Consider the following 18893-nt stretch of genomic DNA (forward strand, 5'->3'; position numbering starts at 1 on the left):
GCGGCGTACAGCCGCGAAAGCAATAGCCGCCGCATCGACGATTCCCTCCACTGCAAACGTGCCTTTGAAACACATTACAGGCAAGATGAAACCTGCCAGATCAGACAGGACGTGCACCATGAGTATTGCCGCAGACTTCGAAGTCGTTGAAACCGCCGAACAAGCCGTCGACCGGCTGGCAGCGCTGCACGAACGCGCCACCCAAGCCCTCAGTCAGGCCCTCAAGCGTTACCTCAAGGACCGCAGCGAACCCGACGCCGACCAGCGCGCATTGTTTCGCTATCCCGAACTGCGCCTGACCTACGCCTACAACGGTGAAGTCCCTGCCATCACCCGCGCCTACGCCAAGGTCAACACCCCGGGGGTCTATTCGGTCACCGTCACCCAGCCTGCCGCTTTCCGCGGTTACCTACTGGACCAGCTCAAGCCCCTGATGCGCGATTTTGCGGTCACCATCGAAGTGGGCGTCAGTGAACAGAACATCCCCTATCCCTACGTAGTGGACCAGGGCGACGAGCTGGCCGGCAGCGGCGTCACCGCCGCGGCGCTGGCGCGAGTGTTCCCCAGCACCGACCTGTCTGCCGCCACCGATGGCATCGCCGACGGGCTCTACGACTGGGCCACCGCCGACCCGCTGCCGCTGGCGCTGTTCGACGCCGCGCGGGTGGATTTCTCCCTGCGTCGCTTGATCCACTACACCGGCAGCGACTGGAAACACGTGCAGCCGTGGATCCTGCTGACCAACTACCACCGTTACGTCGACCAGTTCGTCACCCACGGCCTGGAGCAGTTGCAAAGTGATCCACGTTTCGTGCGACTGGTGATGCCCGGTAACGTCATCATCGAAAAGGGCATGGACAACGGCGAGGCCCAAGCCCTGGTCGCCAGCGTTGTCTGGCACCGCTACCAGATGCCGGCCTACCACCTCATTGCCGAAGATGGCGACGGCGTGACCCTGGTCAACATCGGCGTCGGCCCGTCCAACGCCAAGAACATCACCGATCACCTGGCCGTCCTGCGGCCCCATTGCTGGCTGATGATCGGCCATTGTGGCGGCCTGCGGCAGTCCCAGACCATCGGCGACTACGTGCTGGCGCACGCCTACATGCGCCAAGACGGCATTCTGGATCGGGTACTGCCGCCCAACATTCCTATCCCGGCCCTGGCCGAGGTGCAACTGGCGTTGCAGGAAGCCGCAGCGCAAGTCACCGGCGAGCGTGGCGACGATTTGAAAAAACGCCTGCGCACCGGCACCGTGCTGACCTACGACGACCGCAACTGGGAGCTGCGCTGGGCTCAGGAACGGCCGTTGATCAACCTGTCGCGTGCCGTGGCGGTGGACATGGAGAGTGGCACTATCGCCGCGCAGGGTTATCGGCTGCGGGTGCCCTATGGCACGCTGCTGTGTGTATCGGACAAACCGCTGCACAGCGAGATCAAGCTGCCCGGTTCGGCCAACGCGTTCTATAACCGCGCGGTCAGCCAGCATCTGAATATCGGCATCGCCGCCCTGAACCTGCTGCGCAACCAGCTCAACTCGCTGCACTCGCGCAAACTGCGCAGCTTCGACGAGCCGCCGTTCCGCTGACAGGTTTGCCGTCCCCGGCAAGGCGCTCTAGCATAGGCGACCTTGCCGGTACGAAAGCCTGATCATGCCCCTGCCTCCTCGCTCCAAACCTCGCCCCTTCAACAGCCCGCGACGCGTGGCCAAAGCGCCGCCCGCCGCACCGCGCCTGGTGTTGTTCAACAAGCCCTTCGATGTGCTGACCCAGTTCAGCGATGACCAAGGGCGCGCGACGTTGAAAGACTTCATCGACATTCCCGGGATCTACCCGGCGGGTCGGCTGGATCGCGACAGCGAAGGGTTGCTGCTGCTGACCAACGACGGGCAACTGCAAGCCCGTATCGCCGACCCTCGTCACAAGCTGGCCAAGACTTACTGGGTGCAGGTTGAAGGCGAGCCTGATGAACGCCAGCTCGAGCAATTGCGTGCCGGTGTCGAGCTGAACGACGGCATGACATTGCCCGCGCAGGCCCGCCTGATTGAGGAGCCCGACCTGTGGCCCCGGAACCCGCCCGTGCGGTTTCGCAAAAGCGTGCCGACCCGGTGGTTGGAGTTGGTGATCAAGGAAGGTCGCAATCGGCAGGTACGGCGCATGACGGCAGCGGTGGGTTTGCCTACGTTGCGTCTGGTGCGGGTGCGCATCGGCGATTGGACGATCGAAGGGTTGGGGCAGGGTGAGTGGCGTGAGGTACCGGCTTCGTTGTAGGCAGGGCCGGCCCCTTCGCGGCTTCACGCCGCTCCTACGGTTCGGTCCCGTGTAGGAGCGGCGTCAAGCCGCGAAGAGGCCCCCACAAACCCCGCACATCCCAGATCCCGCGGCGTCTCCCAAGCCGCCATCGCGGGTAGAACCCGCTCCCACAAAAGATGTCCGCCAGCCATCAGAACCCAACACCACCACACCCCCCCCCCTCTTGTGGGAGCGGGCTCTGCCCGCGATGAGGCCCTACAACCCGGCCCCAAACCGTCAGTCTCGCCCCCCTCCCTGTGGGAGCGGGCTCTGCCCGCGATGAGGCCCTCCAACCCAGCCCCAAACCTTCAGGCTCACCCCCCCCTGTGGGAGCGGGTTCTACCCGCGATGAGGCCCTTGGACCCACCCCAAACTACCGCCTCACCCGCGCAGATGGGTCAGCGGCAACTCGGTACTGGCCATCACCTGATTCAACACGAAACTCGACCGCACACTGGTGACCCCCTCAATCCTTGTCAGATGCCCCAGCAGCAGTTTCTGGTAGTGATCCATATCCGGCACCACCACTTTCAACTGGTAATCGGCATCCATCCCGGTCACCAAACTGCACTCCAGCACCTGAGGCAGATTGCGAATGGCCGCCTCGAAGGTCTCGAACCGCTCGGGCGTATGCCGATCCATGCCGATCAAGACATAGGCCGTCAGGCTCAGCCCGAGCTTCTTGCGGTCCAGCAGCGCGACCTGGCGCGAGATGTAGCCGTCGTCCTCTAGCTGCTTGACGCGCCGCGAACAGGGGGAGGGCGACAAGCCAATGCGCTCCGCCAACTCCTGGTTGGAGATCCGCGCGTCGCGCTGCAATTCCGCGAGAATGCTCAGGTCGTAGCGATCAAGTTTGCTCATGAATTCGGCCTTGGTCTTTTCAGTTGCGGCAAATTATCCATCCGAAGTCAAAAATTGCGCAAGTGCTATATAAAACAGCAATCTTCGCAATCGTTCAGCACCTCGCCAGAGGTATCGTTATTACCAGAATCACTGCCCGGACATGAGTCCACTGCGTCAGCCCAAACAGGCTGGCTGCGGCCACCGCCCCCACCGGGGCTGCGCTGGCCCCCGGGCTGCACCCTGCCCAGAAGGCGGCGTGAAGTGAGCCGACGTCACAAGCGTCGAGCACGGACGAAGTTCGAGAGGGGAGGCCGACGGGCCTCCTTTTTTTTTGCGCGCGAATCAGGGGCTGCACAGTGCCCATCATGAAACTTGCGCGGCAGCCGATATCCTCGACAGGCAGACTGATAAGATCTTCACAGAACCGCTCTCCGGTTTTTCAGTCTGATGATTAATCCCCGCACCCCTATGAGGAACAGCATGAAATCGCGCATCTGGCGTTTGGCCGGTGTTGGTGTGCTTTCGCTGGCGATCGGCGCGCACGCGTATGCCGAAGGCCCGCAGGACCAACTGCGTGGCAGTTCCAACGGTGGCCAACGCGGCCTTGGGGGTGGGAACGCCGGCCCTGGCCAGAACCAGGGGGGCGGTCAGCAGAACAGACCGCCTTCGGGGGGCAACCAGGGCCAGTGGCAGAATCGCCCGCCTCAAGGCAACCCAGGGCAATGGCAGGGCAGACCGCCCGGCGGCGGCAACCAGAATCAGTGGCAAGGCAGCCGCCCGGAGCAGGGCCGGCCCGACAATGGCCGCCCCGACAACGGCCAGCAGAACGGCCGACCGCCCATCATCGGCAAGCCTGACGAAGTGCGTCAGACTCAGTCGCCCCTGCGGGGTAGCTACCCGGACCTGCGCCGTGACAACGATCGTCACTGGGAAGCCGGCGGCCCGGGACAGCGTCCCGGCTACGACCGCTGGCCCGGCGGCCACGGCAACGGCTGGGGCCCCGGTCCGCAATACCGTCCCGGCCAGGTGATCGACCGCTTCCCGGGGCAGAACTACCGGGTGCCCTATCGTGGCCAGGATTACTACTTCTCGGGCGGCTATTGGTACCGTCCACAGGGCCCGCGCTATGTCGTCGTGCAACCCCCTTACGGCGCCCGTGTACGCTATCTGCCCGATTATGCACAGCGCATGTGGATAGGCAGCTCGGTGTTCTTCCTGGCCTCGGGCACGTATTACCAGTGGGCCGACAATACCCAGGAATACATCGTGGTGAATCCACCGGTCAACGCACCGTCGCCGCAGACCGTGCCTGCTGCCACCGGTTACGACGTCGCCGCCTACCCGGCCCAGGGGCAGAGCCCGCAGCAGATCGCCCAGGATCAATACGAGTGCAAACGCTGGGCTTCGGAACAGAGCCGCTTCGACCCGGCCGCGGCGACCTATGCGCCAGCGCCGGAAGTGGTGAGCGTGTATCGGCAGAGCTTGGCGAATTGCTTTGCGTCGCGGGGGTATAGCGTCAACTAGCTGGATTTGGGGTGCAGGATCACCTCAATCCAGCCCCTCCCTGAGGAAGAGAGCCGCTTCTCGCTCCCTCTCCCTCAGGGAGAGGGCTGGGGTGAGGGGGCCATCCCCCACAATCCCCCGCGCCCTACGCTAACCCTCCCGAACAACCTCCTGCGGATCCGCATGCACCAACACCTCCGCCCGCGGATACGCTTGCTTGATCACCGCCTCCACCTCCTCGCACAGTTCATGAGCCGCCGACAACGTCAGCGCCCCCGGCAACTCCAGATGCAACTGCACAAACCAGTGATTGCCGGACATCCGCGTGCGCAAATCATGCGCCCCCAGCACTCCAGGCACCGCACACGCCAGGGCCAGCATCTGCTCGCTGACATCCACCGGCAGCTCCTTGTCCATCAGGATTGCGGTACTTTCCCGGGCGATATGCACCGCGCTCCAAAGGATATAAAGCGCGATCCCCAAACCAAACACCGCATCCAGCTGTGGCCAGCCATAACTGGCCAGCACCAAAGCCACCAGAATGCTGCCGTTGAGCAACAGGTCGGAGCGGTAGTGCAGCGAGTCGGCACGCACGGCCGTGGATCCGGTTTCCCTGATCACCCGATATTGCAGCGCCAGCAACGCGACCGTGAGCGCCAGCGACAGCAGCATGACGGCAATGCCCACGCCAGCATCGCCCAAGGGTTGTGGATCCTGCAGGTGCTTGATCGCCTGATAGCCGATCAGCAAGGCGCTGGTCCCGATGAACAGCGCCTGGGCCATCCCCGCCAGGGCCTCGGCCTTGCCGTGCCCGTAGCGGTGGTCGTCGTCGGCGGGGCGCAAGGCGTAGTGCACCGCCAGCAGGTTGAGAAACGACGCCGCGCCATCGAGCACCGAATCGGTCAACCCCGCCAACAGGCTCACCGACCCGCTCATCCACCAGGCAATCGCCTTGGCGACGATCAGGATGCTGGCCACTGCCAGCGACGCCCTCGTTGCCAACCGCAACAGGCGGGCGTGTTCTTTACTGGTCGGCATCGACTTCCTCAGGCGGCTGGCTTCAAGCCATACATGGCCAGCTGTTCGACGCTGCCCTTGTGCTGGATGAGGCGTGGATCGTCGAGCGGCAGGCTGCGGCCCAGCTCGGTTTGCAGAATGGCCTGCAGCTTGTGGTTGTCCACCTTGCCATCGGCGCCGATGGCCTCCTGAAGTTTCTCCGGTGCCACCTGAGCGGTGGCACCGTCATTGAGGTAGATGGCGCCCGTGGCGAAGTCCACGCCAAAGGCGATCAGGCCCGGAATCACATAAAACAGAATGCCGATGGCATCCAGCGCCGCCACCACAGGGTCGATACGGCCCTCGATCTGCCCCCGGCGATCCGGCCAGAACAGGGTGCCGCAGGCAGTCAGTTGGGTCACCAGGGCAGCGACAACGGCGCCACCGATCAAACGCGAAGGAATACGCATGCACATCTCCGAAAGTCAGGACTCAACGATACAAGCAAATGGCCAAGCCGAGTAGGTAGACCGTGTTGTCCGGGGGTAGGTTCTTGTGGGCTCGCCCCGCAAATACAAAGTATGTCCAACCCCCTCCCGCCAGGGCCAGCGTTATACTTCGCGCCTTGCTCCGGAGTACCCATGATCTCGCTACCCATCGACGCCGTCCTGCCCGCCCTGCGCCAGGCTTTGGCCGAGCGCCACGAAGCCGTCCTCGAAGCCCCGCCCGGCGCGGGCAAGACCACCCGCGTGCCCTTGGCGTTGCTGCGTGAGCCCTGGCTTGGTGATCAGAAGATCCTGATGCTCGAACCCCGCCGGCTGGCCGCGCGTGCTGCAGCAGAGCGGCTGGCCAGCGAGTTGAGCGAGAAGGTTGGCGAGACGGTTGGATACCGAATTCGCCTTGAAAGCAAGATAGGCCCGCGAACCCAGATCGAGGTGGTTACCGAAGGCATCCTGGCCCGCCGGCTCCAAGATGACCCTGCGCTGGAAGGCGTGGGCGTGGTCATCTTCGATGAATACCACCTGCGAAATCTCGACTCCGACCTTGCACTGGCGCTGTGCCTGAGTGCCCGCGAACTGCTGCGCGATGAACCCCCGCTCAAGCTGCTCATGATGTCCGCCACGCTGGAAGGTGCTCGCCTTTCAAAGGTGCTGAATGATGCGCCTGTGGTCACCAGTGAAGGGCGGATGTATCCGGTCTCAACGGTTTGGGGTAGTCCCTATCAGCCTGGCGAGCGAATCGATGCGCGAGTGACGGACACCTGCTTGGCCGCCATCGACGAACAGCCGGGAAGCGTTCTGGTTTTCCTTCCTGGGCAGGCAGAGATCAGGCGGGTGGCGGAGACCCTCAAGGAGCAGCTGAGCAGCCGTCCAGAGGTGATCGTATGCCCGCTGTATGGCGATCTTGACCTGAACGCTCAGCGTGCTGCGATAGATCCGGCACCCAAGGGCTCCCGCAAGATCGTACTGGCCACGAACATCGCCGAGACCAGCTTGACCATCGAAGGCGTCAGGGTCGTGGTGGACAGTGGTCTGGAGCGAGTACCGAGGTTCGATCCTCGCAGTGGCATGACCCGGCTCGACACACAGCGTATCTCGAAGGCAAGTGCCACCCAGCGTGCGGGGCGGGCAGGGCGCTTGGAGCCGGGCGTCTGCTATCGCCTGTGGTCGGAGTCGCAGCACGAGCAAATGGCCGGCTACAGCACCCCTGAGATCCTGCAAGCGGATCTCGCAGCCCTGGCGCTGCAGTTGGCCCGCTGGGGAATGAAGCCAGAGGAAATGACCTGGCTCGACCAACCTCCATCAGCTCCTTTCGGCCAAGCCAGAGACCTGCTCAAGCGTCTGGGCGCACTCGACGATGCTGGACAGCTCACGTCACACGGTTCGGCCATGAGCGCGCTCCCAGCGCATCCACGGATCGCCCACATGCTCATCAAAGGCAATGCAATGGGCCTGGATGACTTGGCGTGCAACATCGCAGCGCTGCTGGGTGAAAAAGACATTCTGCGTGGAGCGGGTGCCGACCTTCACACCAGGCTGAGTGCCTTGTCAGGCGAGCAACATTCACGTCGAAGTGGTGGTTCCCTCCAGCGGGTGAAGCAGTCTGCTCGGCAGTACCGCTCCCTGCTGCGTGGGAAGGCATCCAACCCGGTTAGCGAGCTTGATCACCCACGATGGGTGGGCTGTCTACTGGCGTTCGCCTACCCTGACCGAATCGGCCAGCAGAGGCGTGCAAGTGCATCCGAGTACCGTCTGTCCAACGGTCGGGCTGCCGTGTTCTCAGAGCCCGATGCTCTCACCAAGCACGAGTGGCTGGTGGTGGCCGACCTGGGTAGCCGGCAAGGGCAGCGCGAAGAGCGTATCTACCTGGCGAGTGACCTCGATCCGGGCCTGTTCAATGATGAGTTGGCTGACCTTGTGAGGTCTGTGGATGAGGTCGATTGGGATGAAAGGGAAGGGGTGCTGAAGGCTGAGCGGCAACTGAAGGTTGGGCAACTCGTCTTGTCGACGAAGGCCCTGCCGAGTCTTGATGAGCAAACCCGTTCGCTGGCCTTGGTCAACCTGGTGAGGCGCAAGGGTATCGAGCTCCTGCCGTGGAACCCTGATCTGCGGCAGTGGCAAGCGCGGGTCGATCTGCTGCGTCAGCTGGATATCCAGAATGGCCAGGTAGAAAGCAAATGGCCTGATCTCAGCGATGCCAACCTTCTCGACACACTCGAAGAGTGGCTCACGCCGTATCTGGGTAAGGTCACAAGGCTGAGCCACTTCAGTCAGCTTGATCTGTCTTCGATAGTCAGAAATCTCCTGCCTTGGCCGCTACCGCAGGAACTGGAGACTCAGGCGCCTCAGGCGATCCAGGTGCCGTCCGGCTCGAACATCCGAATCGACTACTCGCAGCATCCGCCAATCCTCGCAGTGCGGCTTCAGGAGCTTTTCGGCTTGGCTGAAACCCCACGTATCGCCCAAGGCAAGCAGCCGCTGGTTCTGCATCTGCTGTCGCCAGCCCGCAGGCCCGTGCAAGTTACCCAGGATCTTGCCAATTTCTGGCGTAACACTTACGTGGAAGTGAAGAAGGATCTCAAGGGCCGATACCCAAAGCACTATTGGCCTGAAGATCCATTAGTGGCTGAGGCGACTGCCAGAGCGAAGCCTAGGAAACCCTGAGAGGCAAACAGCTCTTTAAGCGTGCTCTGTCGGTCGGCTGTAGTGAATCGACCCTCCGGGCTTTCATCCCCGAGCCTTCGACCCGGTGGGCCTGCGCCCTCTGCTTCCATTTGAAAAGCAGGTGAAACGCTCCAAAGCTACACCGGTACGATAGGTGAATCCTGAACCTGCCCAGATGTCAGGTCTCTCGATGCCCGAATCCTTCTCGGTAATACGAAGGGGCAAGGCCCACCACGCTTCGGAACGCCACCCGAAAACTCTCTACTGACGCGAAGCCGCAACGCAGGGCTATCTGTTCGCTGCTCAACGCCGAGCTTTCCAGCATCGAGCGCGCCTGAGCTATACGTTCGTGCTGTAACCAGCGTTTGGGTGTAGTGCCAGTGGCTTCAGTAAACCGTCGTAAAAAAGTGCGGTCACTCATAAGCGCTTTCGCCGCCAACTGGGTGATGGTCAACGGTTCGCTCAAATGTTGACGGGCCCACTCCAAAATGCCTGACAGATCATGGCGCGGCGTTTGCGCAACCGGCGTTGGAATAAATTGCGCCTGTCCTCCGGAGCGTTGAGGGGTCATCACAAGCCGGCGCGCTACGCTATTAGCTATGTTGGCACCGAAATCACGCTCGACCAGATGCAGGCACGCGTCGATCCCCGCTGCGCTGCCGGCAGATGTGATCACCTGGCCCTCGTCGACATAAAGCACGCCCGGATCTACCTCTACGGCGGGAAACCTATGGGCAAGTTCATCCGTGTAACGCCAGTGGGTAGTGGCTCGCTTTCCATCGAGCAGCCCGGCGGCGGCGAGTACGAACACACCTGAACAGATGGAAATCAGCCTGGCTCCGCGCTCATGCGCATCGCGAAGCGCTTTTAACAATGCCTCGGGTGGAGGCTCACTCCTACTGCGCCAACCTGGGATCACAATCGTTCCGGCGTCTGGCAGCAATCCCAAATCCCCATCGGCTTTGACCTCAAATCCTTCAAACGCCCGCATGGGGCCCTGATCTACGGCGACGACAGCATGGCGATACCAGGGGAAATCGAACTCTGGCCGTGGCAAGCCAAAAATCTCGACAGCGATGCCAAACTCGAAAAGGCAAAGCCCGTCGTAAGCCAATACCGCAACCAGATCAGATACATTTTGCATTGGCGAAAAATTACCACTCGATGTCAATTTCGCCACTGTAGCGTCTTGAGGCTCTTGGCTAAAGTGGGTTTTCGCTCCTTCAATGAGGCAAACACGATGTCCATGATCAGCCAGATTCCTGCAGCAGCTCCAGCCGAGGCCTATGCACATTTCAATAGCCGTCTGCGCTTCGAGACGGATTGCTCTGACGTTTATCGTACCTACCAGACGGGTGAGGTCGATTACATCCTGGTGGACGTACGTAGCCCGGACGTCTTTGCTCAGGCGCATGTTCCGGGAGCCATCAACATCCCGACGAAGCTGATTACCGCTGAGCGTCTGTCGGAGTTTGGGAGTGACACTCTTTTTGTTGTGTATTGCGCCGGGCCCCATTGCAACGGTGTTCATAAGGCAGCTGCCCGGATAGCTCATCTGGGTTACGCCGTGAAAGAGATGTTGGGTGGGGTGACAGGGTGGCTTGATGAAGGGCTCTCACTGGTAGGGGAAGATGCACCCAACGTCACCGTCGCTTCAGCAATCTCATGCGAATGCTGAAACTACCTGATGCGGTGCGTTCCTTGGCGGCTTCCATTACGCGCATCTGAAGTGGGGGCACTCTGGCTTGGGCCGCAACACTCGATTAACCGCGGCCTACACCTCCCATGCCGGAATTTTCGATTGTCAGTCCGGCCTTTGGCGAATGTGCGGATCAGAAATTGCGCTTTGTGATCGTGTGCAACCGAGCGGTACGCTGCTAGCCGAGGCCACTGCGCGGATCAAACCGCGCAAGACCTGGAAAGCAGCTCGGCTTACACCGTCTCGATCTGCACCACCGGCTGCTTGCCGCTGCGGTTGGCCAGCACCAGCAGCAAGCCTGCTGCCGCCAGCGCGGCACCGGCGACGGGTACTGCCGCGTAACCCAGTCCCGCAGAAATCACCGCACCGCCGACCGCGGCGCCCAGCGCATTACCCAGGTTAAACGCACCGACGTTGACCGATGCGGCCAGCCCCGGTGCGTCGTGGGCCGCCTGCATCACCCGAATCTGCACCGGTGGCACGATGGCGAAGGTCACGATACCCCACACCAGCAGGCCGATGGCGGCGCCGACGTGATGGGTGAGGGCCAGCGGCAGGATCAGCATGACCGCGGCCAGCAGGGCCAGGAAAATCTTGGTGCTGCCTTCCAGCGACCAGTCCGCCATGCGGCCGCCCACGGCGTTGCCGAGCGTGAAGCCTACGCCGATCAATACCAGACCCAGGGTGATGAACGCCGAGGACGCACCGGTCAGGGTGGCCAGCACCGGCGCCACGTAGGTGTAGAGGGTGAACATCGCACCCGCGCCCATGACGGTGGTGGCCAGGGCCATCAGTACGGCGGGACGTGTCAGCACCTTGAGTTCGGCGCGCACGTTGGGCATCTGCCCGGCCTTGCCCTTGGGCAGGGTGATTGCCAGGGCGATGATGGCGACAACGCCCAGTACGGCGGTGATCGCAAAGGCCATGCGCCAGCCGATCTGCTGGCCGATCCAGGTGGCCGCGGGCACGCCGCCGATATTGGCGATGGTCAGGCCCAGGAACATGGTGGCCACGGCGCTGGCTTGCTTGTCCTTGGCGACAAGACTGGCGGCCAGTACGGAACCTAGGCCGAAGAACGCGCCGTGGTTGAGGCTGGTGATCAGGCGGGAGATCAGCAGGGTCCAGTAGCCGGGCGCGATTACCGAGAGCAGGTTGCCGACCACGAAGATGCCCATCAGCAGCATCAGTGCTTTCTTGGTGGGGAAGCGGCTCAGCGCCAGGGTCATGATTGGCGCGCCGATCATGACGCCCAGGGCGTAGGCGGTGATCAACATGCCCGCGGTGGGAATCGAGACGTCGATGCCGGTGGCAATGACGGGGAGCAGACCCATGGGGGTGAACTCCGTGGTGCCGATGGCGAACGCGCCGATGGCCAGCGCGATGAGCGCCCAGATGGGTTTCATGGTGGGGATCCTGAAGGGGATGGAGAGTGGGGGGTATGGTAGCGGGGGCGTCTGTTGACTTAAATGCTAGGCTGGGTAATTCATATTTGACTGGCGGGCAACAATTGGGGTGTCAGCCGTTTCTTTAGTGGCTGTGCCGGCCAATCGCGGGCAGAGCCCGCTCCCACAGGGGAAGTCTCATATGGCCTGGAGGGCGGCGGAGATGGTGAGGTGTCTGTTGGTTCTTGGATGGCTGGGCGGGCCAATCGCGGGCAGAGCCCGCTCCCACAGGGGGGAGGGTGGTGTCCTGTGGGAGCGGGTTCTACCCGCGATGGGGCCGGCACTGGCGCTGTAGATTCCGGATAGCCAGCATCAGGGCGCTTCCACCGCCACCGGCAGCAGGAACCGCCCCAGCACCGGCAGGTGATCGGAAATACCCAGGGTATCGTCCTGCCTTACCCTGGCATCCACGCGCTGCAAGCGCGGGCTGTGAATCAGGTAATCCTGGGTGCGATCCGGCCCTTGCGCGCCGTTGGGGAAGCGGGTGAACCAGTCGGCCCGCTCGGCGCCGCTGGCTTCGGCATTGCTGGGAATCATTGGGTACTTGTCCCACAACAGATGCAGGTCGCTGTCGGGGGAATAGTGCGCCTGTTCGTCTGCCGCCAGACGCCGGTGCTGGCCCAGCGGCAGCAGATTGAGGTTGCCTCCCAGCAGCCACGGGGTGCCGAGGCTTTCCAGCTTGTCGACACGCTTGACCAAGGCCTGTACCTGCTGCGCCTGCACGTCATCGTCGGCCGAATAAGTGGACAACTGGGTATTGAGCACGGCTACCTGGCCGCCCTCGCGCAGCGGCAGGTAGGCGGTGAGCACCGCCCGCCGTGGCTGGAACGGTTCGCTGTACCAGGGGGCAGGGCGCTGGGGCAGTTGCAGGCGGCTGGCCTGCTTGATGTTGAAACGGCTGAGGGTCACCAGCTTGCGGCCAACGCTGCCCAGCACGTGCGGGTCGGGCACGAAATCCGCTTTCCAATCGAAGGCCTGGGCGGCGCAAGGGTACAGGTCCACGACGCGCTCCTGCAGCAGCGCCAGTTGGTCCTGATGGCCGGTGGCCCGGGCGTTGTCGTCGACGTCCTGCAGCAGCACCAGGTCCGGCGCCTCGTCACGGATCACCCGTACCACTTCATCCAGGGTGTAGGCCAGATCTTCGCGGCTGGGACGTTCGTCCTGGCCCTGCGGCGCGTCGTACCAGAACACGTAGCGTTTGCCCGCCAGGAACTGGACGTTCCAGCTCATGACTTTCAACGCCTGCCCCGGCACCAGCACCGGCGCGTCTGCGCGACAGCTCACCGGCAGCTTTTCCCGAGGTTCAGGGCGCCAGGTGACCGCTTGCAGCACGGCGTACAGCGCCGCAGCGAGCAACAGTGACAGCAGCAGGATCGTGCGCAGTAGACGGATCATCGGCTCGGCTTAGGCGTTGCTGGGTGCCCGCGAGCATAACCGACAGCGTGGCCGCAGCCCAAGTCATTGCGAGCGGCGGGACACCGGCTCGGCCATCAGCATGAACAGGCGGAACATGACGATGCTGGGGAACAGTTGCAGGAAGCTGTTCACGCTGTCGATCAACAGGGTGATCGGTGTGGGTTGCGTGTCGGCCCAGGCCATCGCGCTCAAGCCGTCGAGCAGCCACAGCGGCACCATGACCGCCAGTACGGTGGTGAGGATCGGCCAGAATTTGCCGGTGGTCAGCTGAAAGCTCTCACGCATGGCTTGCAAGGGCGTGAGATTGCGCAGCACCAATAGATACTCGGCGAACGCCAGCTTGATCATCACGAACAGCCCTGGCAGGAAAAACAGCGACATGCCGAGCATGATCAGCGCGGTGCTCATGCCCGCGAGCAAGGCGAAGCGGGGCCACAGATGCAGGGCCTTGCCCAACAGGTGGCGGCCGTGGGGTTCGTAGCCATCGGTGCGTGCGTCCAGAAACAGGATCAGAGCGGCGGTGTACATCGGGTAGAACAACAGGCCCACGGCGATATCGTAGAGGGCCGAGCCCTCGGGGCCGGTGACCTGGTCCACCAGCTCCTTGGCCAGCGCTTCCATCACCACCAGCGGCAGGCACAGGCGCACGATCGCCCACAGGTTGCTACGGAAAAAATAGAACGAGTCGCGCAATACGATCAGCGGGTTCATGAGGCCAGGTCACAGGTCTAAAAGCAGGCCGACACTTTAGCCGATGGTGATCGGTTGCAACACCCTGCGCCCCAGCGTTGGCCCGCCGCCTGGCGCCGGGCATGAACAAAGTTTAATCCGCGCCGGTCATTGAAAGGCATGGGGCAGGCCCCACTATTGAAGCAAGCCCGGCCAGTGTGCCGGCTCGAACAACCCAGGCAATCGAACGAGGTCGCCATGAACACTGATGAACAAAGCCTGATCGACGGTCTGTTCACACGGCTCAAGCAGGCAGAGGCCGAAGGCGGCGCCCGCGACGCCCAGGCCGATGAGCGGATCAAGGGCCATGTGGCCAACCAGCCAGCAGCCGCCTACTACATGGCCCAGGCCATTCTGGTTCAAGAGGCGGCAATCAAGCGCCTGAGCGAGCAGAACAAACAACTGCAAGCCGACCTGCAGCAGGCCAGGAGCCAGGCGCAATCGCCAGCGCCACAGCAGAGCGGTGGGTTTCTGTCGAGCATCTTCGGTGGCGGCAATCGTGATGTGCAGCCGGCCCAGCCTGCGCAACCCAGCGGCAGCGGCTGGCGTGAACCGTCGCGCCAGGCACCGGCCTACCAGCCGCCACCCCAGCAGAACTATGCGCCACAAGGTCAGGCGCCTGCCGGCGGTGGCTTCATGCGCGGCGCCTTGCAGACCGCCGCCGGCGTGGCAGGGGGTGTGATGTTGGCCGAGGGCATCAGCAGCCTGTTTCACCACAACAATCCCCAGGAGATTGTCGAGGTCATCAAGGAAGAGCCTGCCCAGGCGGCCGACACGAGCGGTTGGAATGACACGGCTGATAACCAGCAGGTGAGCAACGACAGCTGGAATGATCAAGGTGGCCTGGCCGATACCGATTACGACAGCGGTGGCGACGAAGGTGGGTTCTTTTCCAATGACGATGATTATGTGTAAAGGCTGACGACGTCTTTGCGGCTTCACGCCGCTCCTGCAGGGCCGCAATCTTGCCAGGAGCGGGGTGAAGCCGCGAACAGGCCCTCACAACCCCCGCAACACTGTCATACTACCCGCCCATCAAGCCCAGGCGCCCAGCGCGACGAGGATGTGCGGTGAAGAAGATCGCGGTGTTCGCCGATGTACAGAATCTCTATTACACCGTGCGCCAGGCCCATGGCTGCCACTTCAATTACGCGGCCTTGTGGGCCGACATCAGCCAGCGCGGACAAATCGTCGAGGCCTATGCCTACGCCATCGACCGCGGCGACAGCAAACAGCAGCAGTTCCAGCAGATCCTGCGCAACCTGGGCTTCACGGTCAAACTCAAACCGTACATCCAGCGCAGCGACGGCTCCGCCAAAGGGGACTGGGATGTGGGCATCACCATCGATATCATGGACGCCGCCGACCACGTCGACGAAGTGGTACTGGCTTCGGGCGATGGTGACTTCGACCTGCTGCTCGATCGCATCATCGGCAAGCACGGCGTCGAAGCCGTGGCCTATGGCGTACCGGGCCTGACCGCCAACTCACTGATCCGCGCCGCGACCCGCTATGTGCCCATCGAGGGCGCATTGCTGCTGAAGAATTGAGGTTTCACCGTTTTGGAACGCATTGCTGTCATCGACTTCGAAACCACTGGCATCTCGCCGAACATGGGCTGTCGCGCTACGGAAATCGCCGTGGTGATGCTCGAGCGCGGGCAGATCGTGGGGCGCTACCAGAGCCTGATGAATGCCGGCCTGCCGGTGCCTGGCTTCGTCGCCAGCCTGACCGGCATCACCACGGCCATGGTGCGCAAGGCGCCGCCTGCCGCCGAAGTCATGGCCGAAGTGGCGGAGTTTGTCGGCAGCACGCCGCTGCTGGCGCACAACGCCTCTTTCGACCAGAAGTTCTGGGACCACGAGCTGAGCCTGTTGCGCCGTGAACGTGTGCAGAGTTTTGCCTGTTCCATGCTGCTGGCCCGGCGTCTGTTCCCCGGCGCCCCCAATCACAAGCTGGGCACCCTGACTCAGTGGGCCAAGCTGCCTCACACCGGCCAGGCGCACCGGGCCATGGCCGATGCCGAAATGGCGGCCAACCTGACGCAACACCTGGCCACCGAACTGCGCGAGCGCCATGGGTTGGCGCAGGTGTCGCACGGGCTGTTCTGCACGTTGCAGAAAGTGCCGGTGGCGAAGATGTTGGACGCACTGCAGAAGCATCGATCGGCGTAGGGCTTTCGGGCCCCTCGCGGGTAGAACCCGCTCCCACAGGGTATTTCAGGCCAAACAGGTAACGTGTGCACGCCACCGTTCACCTGTGGGAGCGGGTTCTACCCGCGATAGCGGCCTCACTGACACACCCGAAAAACAACACCACGGACGACCTTCACAATGCCTGCTTCCCCCCGCTCGCCGCTGATGCTGATCGGCGCTTTTCTCGCCCTGTATCTTGTCTGGGGTTCGACCTACCTGTTCATCCGCATCGGCGTTGAATCCTGGCCGCCGCTGCTCATGGCCGGGGTGCGCTTCGTGATTGCCGGCAGCATTCTCTACACCTTCCTGCGCCTGCGCGGTGCGCCCAATCCCAGCTGGCGCCAGTGGCGCGCCGCCGGTTGCATCGGCGTGCTGCTGCTCAGTTGCGGCAATGGCGGGGTGACCGTGGCAGAGCATGCCGGGGTAGCCTCCGGGGTGGCGGCCCTGGCGGTGGCCACGGTGCCGTTGTTCACCCTCGTGTTCGGTTTGCTGCGGGGCCAGCGCAATACCCGCCTGGAGTGGGCCGGCATCGTCCTGGGCCTGGTGGGCATCGGCCTGCTCAACCTCGGCTCGAACCTGCAGGCCAGCCCGTTCGGTGCTGCGCTGATTCTGTTCGCCGCGGCGTCCTGGGCTTTCGGTTCGGTCTGGAGTCGCAGCCTGCCATTGCCCGAGGGGGCCATGGCCAGCGCGGCCGAGATGCTCATCGGTGGCGCGGTGTTGCTGCTCGGCAGCGCACTCAGTGGCGAGCGCATGACACAGTGGCCCACCCTGGCCGGTTGGGGGGCGCTGGCGTATCTGGTGTGTTTCGGCTCGATCCTGGCGTTCAGCGCCTACATGTACCTGCTCAAACACGTGCGCCCGGCGGCGGCCACCAGCTATGCCTACGTCAACCCGGCGGTGGCTGTGCTGTTGGGAATCCTCTTTGCCGACGAACACATCGGTGCCGTCGAATGCCTGGCCATGGCGGTGATCATCGGGGCCGTGGTGTTGATCGGCGTGCCGCAATGGCGCAAAGCGCAAGAAGCGCCGACAGGGTAAACTGCGCGCCATTGCGAAACATCTTCTAACGGTAGACCCATGACATTCGCCTCCCTTGGCCTGATCGAACCCCTGCAGCGCGCCCTCCAAACCCTGGGCTATGAAACGCCGACGCCAGTGCAGGCCAAAGCCATTCCCGCAGTGCTGGCCGGCCGCGACCTGATGGCCGCCGCCCAGACCGGTACCGGCAAGACCGCCGGCTTCGCCCTGCCACTGTTGCAGCAATTGGCGATGGAGGGCCCCAAGGTGGCCAGCAACTCGGTGCGTGCACTGGTGCTGTGCCCGACCCGGGAGCTGGCCGAGCAGGTGCATGCCAACATCGTCGAGTACGGCGAGCATCTGCCTCTGAGCACTTACGCGGTGTATGGCGGGGTGAGCATCAACCCGCAGATGATGAAGCTGCGCAAGGGCATCGATCTGCTGGTGGCAACGCCGGGGCGCTTGCTGGATCTGTATCGGCAGAACGCGGTCAAGTTCAGCCAGTTGCAGACGCTGGTGCTGGACGAAGCGGACCGCATGCTCGACCTGGGTTTTTCCGAAGAGCTTCGAGATATCTACGCTGCACTGCCGAAGAAGCGCCAGACACTGCTGTTCTCCGCGACTTTCTCCGATTCCATTCGCCTGTTGGCAGGGCAGATGCTCAATGACCCCCTGAGCATTGAAGTCAGCCCGCGTAACGTGGCGGCCAGCTCGGTGAAGCAGTGGATCGTGCCTGTGGATAAAAAGCGCAAGGCCGAGCTGTTCTGCCACCTGTTGAAAAAGCAGCGCTGGAAACAGGTGCTGGTGTTCGCCAAGACGCGCAATGGTGTCGATGCGCTGGTCGAGAAGTTGCAGGGCTTGGGTGTGAACGCCGACGGCATTCACGGCGACAAGCCCCAGGCCACTCGCCAGCGCGCGCTGGATCGATTCAAGGCCTCGGAAGTGCAGATTCTGGTGGCCACCGATGTCGCGGCGCGCGGGCTGGATATCGACGACCTGCCGCTGGTGGTGAATTTCGATCTGCCGATCGTGGCCGAGGACTACATCCACCGCATCGGCCGCACCGGCCGTGCGGGCGCCACCGGCGAGGCGATCTCACTGGTGTGTGCCGATGAGGTGCAGTTGCTGTCGGCCATCGAGATGTTGACCCGGCAGACCTTGAAGCGGGTGGATGAGCCGGATTTCGTGCCCGATCACCGCGTGCCGGATACGGACGCGACGGGTCAGGTGGTGAAAAAGCCAAAGAAACCGAAAAAGCCCAAGGTCAGCGGCAACAAGAAGAACCTGGGGCGTTGGGTGGACAGCGGAGATGCGCCGGTGGAAGCCATGCCGGCGGCGAAACCGGTGCGCAAGGTGCCGGTGTTCAATACGGGGCCGCGTAAACGCAAGCCTTGATAAGGGGCGGAGATCGGCGGTGACTGGTCCCCTCACCCCAGCCCTCTCCCTGAGGGAGAGGGAGCCGTACGAGGGTGTTGCGGGTGTCGGTGATCAGCTTTTCGCCCCCTCTCGCTGAGGGAGAGGGAGCCGTACGAGGGTGTTGCGGATGTCGATGATCCGCTTTTAGCCCCCTCTCCCCTAGGGAGAGGGTTGGGGTGAGG

17 protein-coding genes are annotated in these 18893 nt (G+C 63.0%); 10 read left to right on the forward strand and 7 right to left on the reverse strand.

Annotated features, from left to right (window positions below; all coding sequences use genetic code 11):
- The first annotated feature begins 85 nt into the window (after window positions 1-85).
- Window positions 86-1588, forward strand: coding sequence for an AMP nucleosidase (gene amn, locus B3397_RS15720; RefSeq protein ID WP_296251746.1), 1503 nt, complete (start codon window positions 86-88; stop codon window positions 1586-1588).
- A gap of 115 nt (window positions 1589-1703) precedes the next feature.
- On the forward strand, window positions 1704-2270 hold the full coding sequence (locus tag B3397_RS15725) for a pseudouridine synthase (protein WP_296251829.1): 567 nt from the start codon (window positions 1704-1706) through the stop codon (window positions 2268-2270).
- 402 nt (window positions 2271-2672) lie between these two features.
- Here the strand turns inward: B3397_RS15725 and B3397_RS15730 are convergent, their stop codons facing one another.
- Window positions 2673-3152, reverse strand: coding sequence for an Lrp/AsnC family transcriptional regulator (locus B3397_RS15730; protein ID WP_296251747.1), 480 nt, complete (start codon window positions 3150-3152; stop codon window positions 2673-2675).
- A 462-nt stretch (window positions 3153-3614) separates the two neighbouring features.
- Between B3397_RS15730 and B3397_RS15735 the strand changes: the two genes are divergently transcribed.
- Window positions 3615-4658 (forward strand): DUF6515 family protein, encoded by a 1044-nt coding sequence (locus B3397_RS15735; protein WP_296251748.1) that lies wholly within the window; start codon window positions 3615-3617, stop codon window positions 4656-4658.
- A gap of 129 nt (window positions 4659-4787) precedes the next feature.
- Here the strand turns inward: B3397_RS15735 and B3397_RS15740 are convergent, their stop codons facing one another.
- Both B3397_RS15740 and B3397_RS15745 read right to left on the reverse strand, forming a co-directional pair.
- Entirely contained in the window at window positions 4788-5675 is an 888-nt protein-coding gene (locus B3397_RS15740) for a cation diffusion facilitator family transporter (RefSeq protein ID WP_296251749.1), read from the reverse strand.
- An 8-nt stretch (window positions 5676-5683) separates the two neighbouring features.
- The gene (locus B3397_RS15745; RefSeq protein WP_296251751.1) at window positions 5684-6103 is read right to left on the reverse strand and encodes a polyribonucleotide nucleotidyltransferase; all 420 of its coding nucleotides are present in this window, start codon (window positions 6101-6103) and stop codon (window positions 5684-5686) included.
- 171 nt (window positions 6104-6274) lie between these two features.
- On the opposite strand from B3397_RS15745, the gene hrpB reads away from it, so the two are divergent.
- On the forward strand, window positions 6275-8797 hold the full coding sequence (gene hrpB, locus B3397_RS15750; RefSeq protein ID WP_296251752.1) for an ATP-dependent helicase HrpB: 2523 nt from the start codon (window positions 6275-6277) through the stop codon (window positions 8795-8797).
- A 178-nt stretch (window positions 8798-8975) separates the two neighbouring features.
- Here the strand turns inward: hrpB and ftrA are convergent, their stop codons facing one another.
- Window positions 8976-9941, reverse strand: a complete 966-nt coding sequence (gene ftrA, locus B3397_RS15755; RefSeq protein WP_296251832.1) for a transcriptional regulator FtrA — start codon at window positions 9939-9941, stop codon at window positions 8976-8978.
- A 96-nt stretch (window positions 9942-10037) separates the two neighbouring features.
- Between ftrA and B3397_RS15760 the strand changes: the two genes are divergently transcribed.
- Window positions 10038-10475 (forward strand): rhodanese-like domain-containing protein, encoded by a 438-nt coding sequence (locus tag B3397_RS15760; protein ID WP_296251754.1) that lies wholly within the window; start codon window positions 10038-10040, stop codon window positions 10473-10475.
- Window positions 10476-10729: 254 nt separating this feature from the next.
- Here B3397_RS15760 and B3397_RS15765 read toward each other — a convergent pair whose 3' ends face one another.
- The 3 genes from B3397_RS15765 to B3397_RS15775 all read right to left on the reverse strand — a co-directional run bounded on the left by B3397_RS15765 (window position 10730) and on the right by B3397_RS15775 (window position 14065).
- Complete coding sequence (locus B3397_RS15765; RefSeq protein WP_296251756.1) at window positions 10730-11899, reverse strand: MFS transporter; 1170 nt, start codon at window positions 11897-11899, stop codon at window positions 10730-10732.
- A gap of 351 nt (window positions 11900-12250) precedes the next feature.
- Complete coding sequence (locus B3397_RS15770; RefSeq protein ID WP_296251757.1) at window positions 12251-13333, reverse strand: endonuclease/exonuclease/phosphatase family protein; 1083 nt, start codon at window positions 13331-13333, stop codon at window positions 12251-12253.
- 63 nt (window positions 13334-13396) lie between these two features.
- A complete protein-coding gene (locus B3397_RS15775; RefSeq protein WP_296251759.1) occupies window positions 13397-14065 on the reverse strand; it encodes a YciC family protein in 669 nt (222 codons plus the stop codon).
- 216 nt (window positions 14066-14281) lie between these two features.
- Between B3397_RS15775 and B3397_RS15780 the strand changes: the two genes are divergently transcribed.
- The 5 genes from B3397_RS15780 (at window position 14282) to B3397_RS15800 (ending at window position 18690) form a co-directional block, all read left to right on the forward strand.
- Window positions 14282-14998, forward strand: coding sequence for a DUF2076 domain-containing protein (locus B3397_RS15780; RefSeq protein ID WP_296251761.1), 717 nt, complete (start codon window positions 14282-14284; stop codon window positions 14996-14998).
- 155 nt (window positions 14999-15153) lie between these two features.
- A complete protein-coding gene (locus B3397_RS15785) occupies window positions 15154-15633 on the forward strand; it encodes an NYN domain-containing protein (RefSeq protein WP_296251763.1) in 480 nt (159 codons plus the stop codon).
- Between the two features lie 12 nt (window positions 15634-15645).
- Window positions 15646-16257 (forward strand): 3'-5' exonuclease, encoded by a 612-nt coding sequence (locus B3397_RS15790; protein WP_296251765.1) that lies wholly within the window; start codon window positions 15646-15648, stop codon window positions 16255-16257.
- A 159-nt stretch (window positions 16258-16416) separates the two neighbouring features.
- Complete coding sequence (yedA, locus tag B3397_RS15795) at window positions 16417-17316, forward strand: drug/metabolite exporter YedA (protein ID WP_296251767.1); 900 nt, start codon at window positions 16417-16419, stop codon at window positions 17314-17316.
- Window positions 17317-17355: 39 nt separating this feature from the next.
- Window positions 17356-18690 (forward strand): DEAD/DEAH box helicase, encoded by a 1335-nt coding sequence (locus tag B3397_RS15800; protein ID WP_296251769.1) that lies wholly within the window; start codon window positions 17356-17358, stop codon window positions 18688-18690.
- The last annotated feature ends 203 nt before the right edge of the window (window positions 18691-18893 follow it).

Source organism: Pseudomonas sp. UBA4194 (genome assembly GCF_002379585.1).
GTDB lineage: Bacteria > Pseudomonadota > Gammaproteobacteria > Pseudomonadales > Pseudomonadaceae > Aquipseudomonas.

Coding starts and splice junctions, on each gene's coding strand:
- yedA (WP_296251767.1), top strand. CDS start 16,417: ATGCCTGCTTCCCCCCGCTCGCCGCTGATGCTGATCGGCGCTTTTCTC.
- ftrA (WP_296251832.1), bottom strand. CDS start 9,941: ATGCAAAATGTATCTGATCTGGTTGCGGTATTGGCTTACGACGGGCTT.
- hrpB (WP_296251752.1), top strand. CDS start 6,275: ATGATCTCGCTACCCATCGACGCCGTCCTGCCCGCCCTGCGCCAGGCT.
- B3397_RS15735 (WP_296251748.1), top strand. CDS start 3,615: ATGAAATCGCGCATCTGGCGTTTGGCCGGTGTTGGTGTGCTTTCGCTG.
- B3397_RS15800 (WP_296251769.1), top strand. CDS start 17,356: ATGACATTCGCCTCCCTTGGCCTGATCGAACCCCTGCAGCGCGCCCTC.
- B3397_RS15760 (WP_296251754.1), top strand. CDS start 10,038: ATGTCCATGATCAGCCAGATTCCTGCAGCAGCTCCAGCCGAGGCCTAT.
- B3397_RS15740 (WP_296251749.1), bottom strand. CDS start 5,675: ATGCCGACCAGTAAAGAACACGCCCGCCTGTTGCGGTTGGCAACGAGG.
- B3397_RS15765 (WP_296251756.1), bottom strand. CDS start 11,899: ATGAAACCCATCTGGGCGCTCATCGCGCTGGCCATCGGCGCGTTCGCC.
- B3397_RS15745 (WP_296251751.1), bottom strand. CDS start 6,103: ATGCGTATTCCTTCGCGTTTGATCGGTGGCGCCGTTGTCGCTGCCCTG.
- B3397_RS15770 (WP_296251757.1), bottom strand. CDS start 13,333: ATGATCCGTCTACTGCGCACGATCCTGCTGCTGTCACTGTTGCTCGCT.
- amn (WP_296251746.1), top strand. CDS start 86: ATGAAACCTGCCAGATCAGACAGGACGTGCACCATGAGTATTGCCGCA.
- B3397_RS15780 (WP_296251761.1), top strand. CDS start 14,282: ATGAACACTGATGAACAAAGCCTGATCGACGGTCTGTTCACACGGCTC.
- B3397_RS15730 (WP_296251747.1), bottom strand. CDS start 3,152: ATGAGCAAACTTGATCGCTACGACCTGAGCATTCTCGCGGAATTGCAG.
- B3397_RS15775 (WP_296251759.1), bottom strand. CDS start 14,065: ATGAACCCGCTGATCGTATTGCGCGACTCGTTCTATTTTTTCCGTAGC.